General features: G+C 28.6%; 11 protein-coding genes and 3 tRNA genes. All 14 read left to right on the top strand.

Annotated elements, in window-relative coordinates; translation table 4 throughout:
• Positions 1-9: 9 nt before the first annotated feature.
• Positions 10-1893 (top strand): ABC transporter ATP-binding protein, encoded by a 1884-nt coding sequence (locus ACM0L0_RS02935; protein ID WP_416738484.1) that lies wholly within the window; start codon positions 10-12, stop codon positions 1891-1893.
• Positions 1894-2031: 138 nt separating this feature from the next.
• Positions 2032-2106, top strand: a tRNA-Cys gene (locus ACM0L0_RS02930).
• Between the two features lie 5 nt (positions 2107-2111).
• A tRNA-Arg gene (locus tag ACM0L0_RS02925) sits at positions 2112-2188 on the top strand.
• A gap of 83 nt (positions 2189-2271) precedes the next feature.
• Positions 2272-2345 (top strand) — tRNA-Gly (locus tag ACM0L0_RS02920).
• A 112-nt stretch (positions 2346-2457) separates the two neighbouring features.
• Positions 2458-4053, top strand: coding sequence for a hypothetical protein (locus tag ACM0L0_RS02915; RefSeq protein WP_416738483.1), 1596 nt, complete (start codon positions 2458-2460; stop codon positions 4051-4053).
• Positions 4043-5185 carry a tRNA uracil 4-sulfurtransferase ThiI gene (gene thiI / locus ACM0L0_RS02910; protein WP_416738482.1) on the top strand — a complete coding sequence of 381 codons (1143 nt, stop codon included), beginning with the start codon at positions 4043-4045 and terminating at the stop codon, positions 5183-5185. The genes ACM0L0_RS02915 and thiI overlap by 11 nt, the downstream gene beginning before the upstream one ends.
• 170 nt (positions 5186-5355) lie before the next feature.
• Positions 5356-6471, top strand: coding sequence for a tRNA 2-thiouridine(34) synthase MnmA (gene mnmA, locus ACM0L0_RS02905; protein WP_416738481.1), 1116 nt, complete (start codon positions 5356-5358; stop codon positions 6469-6471).
• A gap of 13 nt (positions 6472-6484) precedes the next feature.
• Positions 6485-9109, top strand: a complete 2625-nt coding sequence (alaS, locus tag ACM0L0_RS02900) for an alanine--tRNA ligase (RefSeq protein WP_416738480.1) — start codon at positions 6485-6487, stop codon at positions 9107-9109.
• The gene (gene ruvX / locus ACM0L0_RS02895) at positions 9097-9534 is read left to right on the top strand and encodes a Holliday junction resolvase RuvX (protein ID WP_416738479.1); all 438 of its coding nucleotides are present in this window, start codon (positions 9097-9099) and stop codon (positions 9532-9534) included. Before alaS ends, ruvX begins: the two co-directional genes overlap by 13 nt.
• Entirely contained in the window at positions 9534-10187 is a 654-nt protein-coding gene (locus ACM0L0_RS02890; protein ID WP_416738478.1) for a BC85_0335 family putative methyltransferase, read from the top strand. Before ruvX ends, ACM0L0_RS02890 begins: the two co-directional genes overlap by 1 nt.
• A 36-nt stretch (positions 10188-10223) precedes the next feature.
• On the top strand, positions 10224-10721 hold the full coding sequence (gene greA / locus ACM0L0_RS02885; protein ID WP_416738477.1) for a transcription elongation factor GreA: 498 nt from the start codon (positions 10224-10226) through the stop codon (positions 10719-10721).
• 183 nt (positions 10722-10904) lie between these two features.
• The gene (locus ACM0L0_RS02880; protein WP_416738476.1) at positions 10905-11504 is read left to right on the top strand and encodes a hypothetical protein; all 600 of its coding nucleotides are present in this window, start codon (positions 10905-10907) and stop codon (positions 11502-11504) included.
• An 88-nt stretch (positions 11505-11592) separates the two neighbouring features.
• Entirely contained in the window at positions 11593-12258 is a 666-nt protein-coding gene (locus ACM0L0_RS02875; RefSeq protein ID WP_416738475.1) for a deoxynucleoside kinase, read from the top strand.
• Positions 12242-12817 carry a hypoxanthine phosphoribosyltransferase gene (hpt, locus tag ACM0L0_RS02870; RefSeq protein ID WP_416738474.1) on the top strand — a complete coding sequence of 192 codons (576 nt, stop codon included), beginning with the start codon at positions 12242-12244 and terminating at the stop codon, positions 12815-12817. The genes ACM0L0_RS02875 and hpt overlap by 17 nt, the downstream gene beginning before the upstream one ends.
• Positions 12818-12934: the final 117 nt, after the last annotated feature.

The raw sequence follows: 12934 nt of genomic DNA, 5'->3' as shown, positions 1-12934 counted from the left end.
GAGTAACTTATGGATAATATGTATGACGGACGTCAAATAAGCAAAGAACTTAGCAAAAATAAAAAGCTAAAATCTGATGTTAGAGCATTTCAAACCTTTAAAACTCTGCTTTCTTATATAACTAAAGATAAAAAGCGCCTAGCAATTGCTTTAATATTCAGTTTTATTAATTCTGTATGTTACATTGTAGGTAGCTTTATGATAGGGATAATTATTCAATTATTCTTTGCTCCATATCTTGGAGAAAAAGCTATTGGAAATATTCAAGACTTTAATACCTTATATTTTGGTCTAGCATTAGCAGGTCTGGGACTATCATTTATCTTATATGGTACCTTCCGTTACCTTGAACAAAGAGTCTATATTAAATTATGTTTTGAAGCAGGAGCTAGATTACGTGGTGAATTAATGACTAAATTATTCCGTTCACCAATTAGCTTTTATGATAAAAATAAGACTGGTAACTTAATTTCAACTTTAGTAGTTGATATTAATAACGTGGCTAACTCATTATTCCAAATGATGGTGCAAGCTGCCACAAGTACATTTAACATCTTAATTTCAATAGTTGTTATGTCACTAGCTTCTGAACTATTAACATTAATTGTTATCCCAGTTTCATTAATCTTATTTGCTTTTGTTTTCTTATTAATTAAAAAATCTCAACCTTACTTTATTAGTGTGCAAAATGCTTTCGGACGCTTAAATGCCTTTGTTGAAGAAATGCTTGTAAATACTAAAGTAACTAACTCTTTTGATCATCAAGCTTACATTTATAGTGAACTTGAAATCATTACAAAAAACATCCGTAATTCAGCTTACAAGGGTGATATTATTGCTAAATCATTTGATACTTGATATGGATTAATTTCAAACTTAATTATCTTAGCTATTTCTGCTATTGCAGCTGTCTTTTACTTAAAAGGTGTCAATGTTTGAAGTGCATTTGGATTTATGGTTAATGCTGATGGATCACCTACTGCTGGTTTAATTGTGCTATATGTATCATTAAACTGAAACTTTATGGGTCCTTTCCAAAGTATTTTATCAAGTACCTTTAATGCACAAGTCGGAGTAGCATCTACATCACGTATTTTTAACTTGTTACAAGTAAAAGTTCCAAGCAGAGAACACGAAACTATTAAAGTAGACAAAATTATAGGACAAATTGATTTTGAAGATGTTTACTTTAAATACAATCCAGATGCTTTAGAATACCAATTAAAAGCTGCTAGCTTTTCAATCAAACCAGGCCAAACAGTTGCGATTGTTGGTCCAACCGGAGCTGGTAAAACTACTATTATTAGTTTACTATCAAAATATTACGACTATGCACGAGGATCAATTAAAATTGATGGTAATGAATTACGTAATATTGATACAGTTAGTCTAAGAGAAAACATGACTATTGTTTTACAAGACTCATTCTTATTTAATGAATCAATTCTAGATAACTTAAAAATGACTAATCCAAATGCAACAATGGAAGAAATAGAACAAGCTGCAAAATTAACTCATGCACACCACTTTATTATGAACATGGCAAATGGATATGATACATTAATTGAAAATAATGGAGCTAACCTTTCTCAAGGTCAAAAACAACTTATTTCTCTTACAAGAGCTATTTTAAGCAATAAAAGTTTATTAATTCTTGATGAAGCTACTTCTAATATTGATTCAAGTACTGAGCAAATAGTACAACAAGCAATGTTAAAATTAATGGAAGATAAAACAACTTTTGTTATTGCACATAGACTTAGCACAATTAAAAATGCCGACGTCATTATTGTTGTGGATAATGGATTGATCATTGAAAAAGGAACTCACGAAAGTTTACTTGAAAAACAAGGATTCTATTACAATTTATATACTTCACAATTTGATAAATAATATAAGCAAGTTAACTCTTGCTTTTTTTATTTTATTTTTTAACTATTATTAAATAATTAACAGCCTGGATTTTAAATATAAAAAAATCAAAAAAAATTTTCCCAAAAATACAATTTGTAATATAATAATAAAGCACAAGGCACCATAGCCAAATGGCCAAGGCATGAGTCTGCAAAACTTTGATTACGGGTTCGAATCCCGTTGGTGCCTCCATTAATGCGCCCGTAGCTCAACTGGACAGAGTGTTAGGTTACGGCCCTAAAGGTTGCGGGTTCGACTCCTGCCGGGCGCGCCAATGACTTGCTTTGTGTAAAAAAATAAAAAATTTATTTCCAAAGATTGTTATTCGTGCTATAATATTAACGCAAATAACAAATTGCGAGTGTAGTTTAATGGCAGAACTTCAGCCTTCCAAGCTGACTATGAGGGTTCGATTCCCTTCACTCGCTCCATATCACTTTTGTGACCATAAACTCCACTTTGGAGTTTTTTCTTTATTTAAAAAGATAAAAGTAAAACTTTGATAAACTTTAATTATTAATAATTAAAAATAAAGGAAGGAACATGGAAAAACATAATACAACAGTTTTAGCATTCTTTATTGTGTTTGTTGTGATCGCAGTATTATTAATACTGATCCTTTCAATTATTCTAATTAGAAATATTTATTTCAAGAAGAGTTCCTCATATATCGCAGATTTGCGGATTAATTTACAACGTAATAACACTGAAAATAAAAACACTATCCAAAAATGTGCTATCTTATCTGCTAATGATAAGAAGTTTGAGCCAATATGTGATAATTTAAAAGTTATTAATCAAGATATTTGCCAACATAAAGATACTATCTTACAACATCTTGCAAATTTAAGTGGTCTAATTGATGATAAGAAATTTTTCAAAGTAGCAAAAGAACGGAAAGTTCTCAGACGTTTAATAGCTAAATATAAAGAAAAATGCGATCAATTTCATAAAATTTCTAGCGAATTTTATATTGATTGAAAATTAATTGATGATGTCTTTACAAATTACTTAGAAATAGTTGAACACTACAAAGATGTTTTGAATAAAAATAAAGTAATTACTCAAAATTTAAACCCTATTTTAACTGAAAAAGTTCAAAAAATGGCTAAGCGTTTAAATGAATTAGATAACTCAAAATACAAAGGTCAATTCTCTCAAGCTGATACTAAAATTGATGATTTAAAAGAACGCTTAAATGATCTTAACAACTTAATTATTGGAGCTAGAAAAATTGAATATTATTTATTTAATGCATTGCCTAATGAGCTAACAAATGCAATCAAAAAAGAAACTAATACTAAAATTATTGAAGAATATAAAAGCTTGTATAAACATTTAGAGAAGCTTAAGAACAGTTGATTTGAATTTGATTCAATTAAGTTAGCTAATAATATTGAAAAAATTTATGATGCATATTGAAAAGTTTATAATGGAACACTTTTAAATCTTAATATCAAAGCATTTTTAAATTTAGTTCAAAAAGATTTGTCAGAATTATTCAATACCCGTAAATTAATTTTTCAAAAAGTGAGCAAGGAAACAAATAAATTAAATAAAGCCTATTCACATTTGGATTCAAAAGTTATTGCAATTAAAAATGCAACTAGCCTAACTGATATCTTAAAAGCAATCAAAAGTTTTTTAGAAACAGTTAAAACTTTTGATGATGCTTATTTAAATTATAATTTAGAAAATTATCATGTTTCAGCCATGAAATTACAAAGAAATCAAGACCTTGCCAAAGCTGTTGAAACCTATTTTCAAGTCATTGAAAATGATCATTTAATTAATGATTCTGAAACGCTTGAGATTAAAAAAATCTTGAAAGAACAATTTGAAAGTAATATTAAAAAATATAAAAGTTGAACAAAACATGAATTAATTTGAAATGATTTTATTCATCAACTAGCAAGTTTAGTTCGCAAAATAGCAATTAATGAAAAGTATCATGAAATGTATGATGCAATCTGCCGTGAAGTTGCAAGCAACCATCGTTTTTTAATTGATGGAGAAAAAATTAATGCTTATAAAGAATTAATTAATCAAACTCGAATTCAAATCGAGCAAAATAATAACTATCAAGAATCTTATCAAACAATTAAAAGATTCTTAATTAAGGAGAAATATGTACGCTAAAATTTTGATTAGATATGGGGAATTAGTCCTAAAGAAGAAAAATCGTAAAACATTTATTAACACACTTGCTAATAATATTAAACATATTGTTGGTGAAGCACCTCAAGTCGAATTTGATAGAATGTATCTATCATATTCTGAACACAATATGGAAAAATTAAACTATGTCTTTGGTATTAGTTCATTTTCTCCTGTAGCAGTGGTGGATAATGATATTGAAGTATTTAAGACTACTGCTTTAAAATTAGTTAAACCAGATACTAAAACTTTTAAAATTGCAGCAAGAAGAAACTATAAACAATTCCAATATTCTTCAGACCAAATTAACCACATTTTAGGTGGAGAAATCTTAAAAAACACTAATTTAAAAGTTGATGTGCACAATCCTGACCAAACTTTTTATGTTGAAGTTAGAAATGGTAGAACTTATATGTTTTCAGAATATTATGATGGATTAGGTGGCTTACCTGTTGGTGTATCTGGAAAAGTATTGCACTTGATTTCTGGAGGATTTGATTCACCAATTGCAGCTTTTAAAATGATGAAACGTGGGATTAAAGTAGACTTTTTAACTTTTATAACACCACCACAAACTGATGAAAGAACAATTGAAAAAATTGCTAATTTAGTTAAAGTCTTAAACCAATATCAAGTAACTTCTAATTTATTAATAGCAAATTATGCTAACTTAATGAATTACATTTCATTTGTTTCACGTGAATCATACAAAATCACTTTAATGCGTAGAAGTTTTTATAGAATTGCTGATCAAATTTGTGATAAATATGGGCAAATGGCAATTTCTAATGGTGACAATTTAGGACAAGTAGCATCACAAACTTTAGAATCATTAAGTACCATTGGTGCAGCTTGTCAAAGACAAATTTTACGTCCATTATTAACATATGACAAAAATGAAATTATTGATATAGCAAAGAAAATTGGTACATATAATATTTCAATTATTCAAGCTAATGAAACATGTGAATTATTTGCGCCAAAAGAACCAGTTACAAAACCAAGTGTTGAAGAAGCAAGCAAATTAGAAACTGAGCTAAGTAGAATCTTTGAATTTGAAGATGATTTAGTTCGAAATAAAATTGAAATTATGAAAATCAAACTAGACAATTAATTTTCTAAAATCTAATTTATATCACACCTTAAGTATGTGTGATATATTTTTATGCCTATGAATAAGGAATGAAAAAAATTGAGTTTTGCACTGATATAGTTGTGCAAAATGTGATATTGTTATAAAATTTATTTATAAATTTAATAACAATACATTAAGGAGGAATATTTATGACAAAAAGAGTAGTTATTGGAATGTCAGGAGGAGTTGATTCATCAGTTGCTGCCTACATTTTAAAACAACAAGGTTATGATGTAGTTGGACTATTTATGCGTAACTGAGACAGTATTGTTAATAATGATATTTTAGGTAATGCTGATATTTCGCAAGATGTCTGCCCACAAGAAAAAGATTATCAAGATGCCCAAGAAGTAGCTAAAGCATTAGATATTCCTCTGTTCCGTGCAGACTTTGTTAAAGAATACTGAGATAATGTATTTGAAAACTTTATTGAAGAATACAAAAAAGGTCGTACACCTAATCCGGACATTTTATGTAACAAGTACATTAAATTTAATGCCTTTGCTAAATATGCATTTAATGAATTAAAAGCTGATTATATTGCAATGGGTCATTATGCTAATGTACAAAATGGACATTTATATCGTGCTGCTGACCAAGATAAAGATCAAACATATTTCTTAGCACAACTAACACATGAACAACTTGAAAAAGTAATTATGCCACTTGCTAAATTGACTAAACCTGAAATTAGGGAAATTGCTAAACGTCTTAATTTAGTTACTGCAACTAAAAAGGATTCCACAGGAATTTGCTTTATTGGTGAAAGAAATTTTGGACAGTTTTTACAAAACTATATTCCTGCACAAGAAGGTGATATTATTGATATCACTACTGGCAAAAAACTTGGAAGACATATGGGATGCTTCTATTACACAATTGGTCAAAGAAAAGGACTTAATCTAGGCGGAATGAGTGAGCCTTATTATGTTTGTGGGCATGATGTAAGACAAAATATTTTATATGTTGCTCCTAACTCTAGACCTGAATATTTAATTTCAAACAGCTTACTAGCAACTAACTTGACATTAAATAACACAGATTTTAATCCTGAAAACTTATCTGCTAAATTTAGATATAGACAAAAAGACATCAAAGTTTCAGTAGAGTTTTTAAGTGATCACAAAATAAAAGTGTTCTATCCTGAAACTGCTTCAGCAGTAACTCCTGGGCAACAAGTTGTATTATATGATGGTGACAAATGTATTGGTGGAGCCATTATTGATGAAATATATATGGATAATATAAAGAAAGATTACATTTAAAAAAGAGGTTTTTATGAATTCAAAAGAAATTAGAGAAAAGTGATTATCATTTTTTGAATCAAAAGGTCACTTTATTGTACCTTCAAAAAGTTTGGTGCCACATAATGACCCTTCACTTTTATGAATTAACAGTGGGGTTGCTACTTTAAAAGATTATTTTGCTGGTAAAAAAGTAGCTCCTGCAAAGAGACTAACAAACTCTCAAAAAGCTATTAGAACAAACGATATTGAAAATGTAGGAATTACAGCACGTCACCATACATTCTTTGAAATGCTTGGTAACTTTTCAATTGGGGATTATTTTAAGAAAGAAGCAATTGCCTTTGCAAGTGAATTTTTACTTGATGTGCTTAAGTTAGATAAAGAAAAACTTTACTTCACATATTACTATGAAGATTTAGAAACTAAAAACGAATGAATGTCACATGGATTTGCTGAAGATCACATGATACCTGGAAGCAAAGACACTAACTTTTGAGAAGTTGGATCAGGACCTTGTGGACCTAACACAGAAATTTTCTATGATCGTGGAGAAAAATACGATGCTCGGGGAATTGAATTATTAAAAGAAGATTTAGAAAATGATCGTTACATTGAAATTTGAAACATTGTATTTTCAACATATAACTCTAATGGTGAAGGCGAATATACAGAATTAAAACAAAAAAATATTGATACCGGAGCAGGATTAGAAAGAATTGTTTCAATTATGCAAGACGCTCCAACTAACTTTGATACAGACTTATTCCTACCTATTATTCATGAAATTGAAAAGTTTACTGAATTTAGTTATGACATTAACAATTACTTTACAAAAGAACCTGAACAAATGTTTATCAATTCATGTTTTAAAGTTATTGCTGATCATATGCGTACAGTAACAAATGCTATTGCTGATGGAGCAAAACCATCTAATGTTGGTAGAGGGTATATTTTAAGAAGACTAATTCGTAGAAGTGTTTATAAAGCAATGCAATTAAAAATTTATGAACCATTTTTATATAAATTAGTTGATGTTGTTAAAGCTAGTTTACCTTTTGAATATGAAGTAGAACCTATTAAACAAATTATTAAAGATGAGGAATTAACATTCTCACGTACCATTGAAAATGGTAAAAACTTATTAAATAATTACCTAAATGACGATATTGTTATTTTCCCTGGTGATGTTGCTTTCAAATTATTTGAAACTTATGGATTCCCAGTTGAATTAACAGCTGAAATTCTTGAACAAAAAAATATTAAGATTGATTATGATGGCTATGAAAAAGCTAAAAAAGAACATGCTGATGCTTCAAGAAATGCCAAATTATCTGGTATGGATAAAGTTATTAACTCTTTAACTATATTAAAATCTAAAGTAGATAACTTTGTTGGTTACAGTACAACACATAATGTAAGTGAAATTTTATACTTATTAGACACAGAAAAAGAAGTAACAAGTGCAAACGGAATTGCTTATGTTGTACTTAAAGAAACACCATTTTATGCAACAAGTGGTGGTCAAAAACATGATCGTGGATACATGCAACAAGGAAATGAAAAAATCTTAATTCTAGATGTATTCAAAGATAAATTTGGTAACCATATTCATAAAGTTGAGGGAAAAATTTCTAAAGGCTTACCTGTTGAATGCTTTGTTGATGAAACTATTCGTTTAGGTCTTGAAAGAAACCACTCAGGAACTCACTTAATGTTCTGTGCTTTAAGAAATGTTCTTGGAAATCAAATTAAACAACTTGGTTCAGACAATAACGAAGAACGTTTAACATTTGATTTACCAGCTGACAGTAGACCAACTGATGAGCAAATTAAAGCTGTTGAACGCCTTGTACGTAGTTATATTGCTCAAGATGCAAAACGTGATTACTTGCAAATGACAACTGAACAAGCCAAAGAATTAGGTGCAATTATGACCCTTGAGGAATCTGAATACATGAATCCACAAAATGTACGTATTGTAAAATTTGATGGTATTACAGCAGACCTTTGTGGTGGAACACACCTTTCAAATACAGCTAAACTTGAAAACTTTAAGATCACTAATGTTGATAAAAAAGCAGCAGGAGTATACAGAATTAGAGCTATTTCTTCTAATGCTTTAGTTAATGAATACTTAGAAGAAGAAGTTAATAAAGGTATTGCTGAAGTTGAAAAGATGCTTGAAAAGAATGTTAAGTTAAACAAAGATTACACATATGAATTAAACATTCCAGAAGATAAAGAAGCTGCAATTGATTATTTACAAGCTACATTAGAAACTTTAAAAGAAGATAATAAGAAAATTCAAAAAGAACTTGCAAACAGTTTTGAATTTGATTATGACAATATTGAACTTTTAGATATTAATGGACATAAAGTATACTTAAATCAAGATGTGGATAAAGCAAATATTAAAACAGTTGCTTCCACCTTAAGAGAAAAATATCAAGATATTTTAATCATTCTTACATCAAGTGAAAATAATCCAATGCTAGTAGTTGCTTCAAAGAAATACAACTCAAATTCAATTGCTCAACAATTATTCAAAAAACTTAATGGTCGTGGTGGAGGTAATGCAATTTTATCAATGGGTAAAGTTGCTAACACTGATGATTTATTAAGCTACATGCAAGAAGAATTAGTATGAGAAAATTAGGACTAGATTTAGGAACTAAAAGTTGTGGCTTTGCAATAACAGATGAAAGTGAAATTATTGCAAGTGGCCTTGAAAACTTCATGTTTGCTGAAAATGACTTTGAGGCAGCATTAAACAGGGTTGAATTTTATCTAAACCAATATAAAAACAAAATTGATGGCATTGTATTAGGCTATCCATTAAAAATCAGTGGTGATAAAAGCGAACGCACCTACATGGTTGAAGAATTTAAAGAAAAACTAATACAACGTTTTAAGTTACCTGTTTTATTTGTTAATGAACAATATTCAACAAAGCGTGCAAATGAAGCGATGATGGCTGCTGGATTAACACAACAAAAGCGTAAAGCGAAAAAAGATCAATTAGCTGCATTAATTATTTTGCAAGACTATTTAGATTATTATCAAAATAAGTGAGGTAAATAATGACATCAGAAGCAAGAATGGCTTTAGCTATCTCGGCAGTTATACTTGCAGTACTTGGATTAGCTGTCTATATTACAATGCAAGTATTAGCTCGTAAAATGAGAAATAAAATGTTAAAGAAAACTCAAGAAGAAGCTATGATTCAAATTCAAGCTTTGAGAAATAATATTGGTGAATTACCATATGAATTAAAAGACTACTTAAAATCAAGCTCAAATGATTTAGATATTGAAGGAATTATTAATACCATTTATCGTAATGAATATAAGAATATTGTTATCATAAATCAAAAAGATTTATTTCCAGTTGCTGCAATTGCTGGAAAAGTAAAAGCAAACACCTATGTTTATGATAAAGAAGTTCAATATGACAATTTAGAAGACCTTAGATTAAAATTCCCAGATCATTTTCCTAATCCAATTAATTTATATAATGGTGAAGAAATTGATTGCTTAGTAATTATGAATGCTAAAGGTGACATTAATGATATTTTTGATAAATTTAATAAAAAACTACATAAAGGAATGATATTAGTTTCATTCGCTAATCCTAAAAGTGAAGTTAAACGTATGATAAGCTATCTTAAAATGACTGATATGCCTTATGAAGTCTCATACATAAGTTCAAAATATCTATTTATTGTTAAAAAATAATAAGGTAAAATATAGTAAATTAGAAAGAGGATTGTTATGCAAAACACAGAACAACAAGGTAAAGTATATTTATCACAAGAAACATTAGATAAATATAAAAAAGAATATGAACATTTAATTAATGTTGAAAGACCAGCTGTCCAAGCAGCCTTAAAAGAAGCTAGAGCGCAAGGTGACTTATCAGAAAACGCTGAATATGATGCAGCTAGAGATAAACAAGGTGCTATTGAAGGACGTATTTCAGAATTAGAACAAATTCTTGATAATGCCATTTTAATTGAAGGTAATGAAAAATCTCAAAGTCAAGAAGTTGTAACAATTGGTTCAACAGTAGAATTCACAGTTGTAGCAACAGGAGAAAGAAAAAAAGTTACAATCATGGGTGTGCACGATGCAGATCCATTTGATGGAAAAATTTCAAACAAAAGTCCTCTTGCAGTAGCAATGCTAGGTCAAGAAGTTGGTGCTATTGTTGAAGTTGATACAGCAACAAAATATAATGTTAAAATTGAAAATGTAGAATTTAGCGTATAGCTAAATTTTTTTATTTTGCTCCTTTCAAAATAGTGTATTTAGCTTAAAAAATAAAAAATCTAATAAAGAATTTAAAAGTAGGAAAAATTTAACTTTTTTATAAAATTTCATAACTTTTATAACTTCTGTATAGGAGTAAAAATATATTTTTAAATATTACACTTTTATCATATAATACTTCCTATGAAACATAACAAAAGCAATATATGAGATATCAAAACAATTGTTTACTTAGCTCTTTATTTAGCTATAACTATTGTTTTTACATTCGTCCCATACACAGGATACATTACAATTGGAATAGTTTCAATTACCACTATTCCAATTATTATTTTGATTGCATCCATTCATTTAGGATATCTAGGAATTTTGTGAACATCATTTAATTTTGGCTTGTGATCTTTTATTGGATCAATTATTTTACAATTTCCAATCTTTAATTTGGTTTACATATCCTTTTTTCCTAGGTTACTTTTGGGAATAATACTATGTGGACTATATTACTTATTATTCAAGTTGTGAAACTTTAATATTGTTTCATTAGCTATTTATGCATTTTGTATATTTATGCTTAATACAATGCTAGTTTCAATTGCACTTTTAATCACAATTCAGTTTAAAGATTTAAATATTGGGGATGCTAGAGTTTGATTTGGACTAATTTGAATTAATATGCTTGTAGAATGAGGAGTTTTAGAAGTAGTTTCAATTGCTTTATATCCATTTTTAAAGTGAATTAAAAATAAAACTTGTCAAGAATTATGAAAGGAGTCAAAATACTAAATAAGTATTTTGATTTTTTTAAATCACAGCTTAGAATTTACTTTATAATAAAACAAATATTAATAACTGTGACTGCAAGGAGAAGCGTATGATTATTGGAATTTCTGGAATGATTAGTAGTGGAAAAAGCACATTAACTTCTAAACTATTAGAACACTATAAAAACTCTATCTTATTAGAAGAATACTCAGAAAATGATGAAGTTTTTACTACTATGCTAAACTGATTTTACGAAAAAAGACCTAATTTAGATTTATCATTTCAAGCCTATGTAGTAGAAAATCATTTAGCTAATGTTGATAAAGCTATTGCTAAATTTAATCAACTAAATATGGATCCAAAAAAAGACTTATTATTTTTGGATCGTTTTAGTGCTGAACACTATGTTTTTGCTTTAGTTAACCTTAAAAATTTATCACCTAAAGCAATGAAGGCTTATGATGCTTTATTTAAGGTTTTAGTCAGCCAAAATGAGTTACCAGAATTTGCTATTTTTCTAGATGTTTCATATGAAAATTTTGAAAAAAGACTTTTTGCTCGTGGTAGAAAAGTTGAAATTGATAACTATGAAGCAAATAAGGCTTATTTTAAGGAACTTTATCAAGTGTATAAAGAAGCTTTTATTAAAATTGCTGAGACATATAATATAAAATACGCCATTATTAATACTAATGTTTTAAGTGAAGAAGAGGTCTTTGCTCAAGCAGTTAAATTAATTGAGGAGTATAAAGAAAAATATGATGCCATTATTTAATAAAAACAAACAACCTAAAATACATCCAATGGTTAAAAAAGTACTTTTTACCCAAGCTTTTATTGAAAAGCATATTTTGGAATGTGCAAATTGAGTTAATGAGACTTATAAAGATTCTAATGATTTAATTATTGTTGGGTTACTTAAAGGTTCAATTCCTTTTTTAGCTCAATTAATCAAAAATGTAGAAGTTGATCATAAACTAGATTTTATGATTGTAAGTACATATGCGGGCTCACATGCAAGCAGCGGAAGTGTAAAAATCATTATGGATTTAGCTAATGATATTGAAGGAAAAGATGTCTTGATTGTTGAAGACATTATTGATAGTGGAATTACACTACAAAAAGTCTGTTCAATGTTAAAAGAAAGACACCCAAATAGCTTAAAAGTGCTAACTTTAATGGACAAACCTTATAATCGCAAGGTAGATTTTCAAGCTGACCATTATGGATTTTTAGCACCAGATGAATTCTTAGTTGGTTTTGGACTTGATTACGATGAAAAATTGCGTAACTTACCTTACATTGGTGTATTTGATGAAAGTTTTATTAAATAAAATATAGCTAATATAAATTCGAATCATTATTAAAATAATTATGTTAAAGCATCAATCTGCTTAAATAGATTGATGCTTTTTCTTCATTAGTTTATGCTAAAAGTTAAAAAATAATAT

It is taken from the genome of Mycoplasma razini, from assembly GCF_048076865.1.
GTDB lineage: Bacteria > Bacillota_I > Bacilli_A > Mycoplasmatales > Metamycoplasmataceae > Mycoplasmopsis.
Note: the sequence above shows the minus strand (reverse complement) of the source record. Positions and strands in the feature narration are given on the sequence as shown.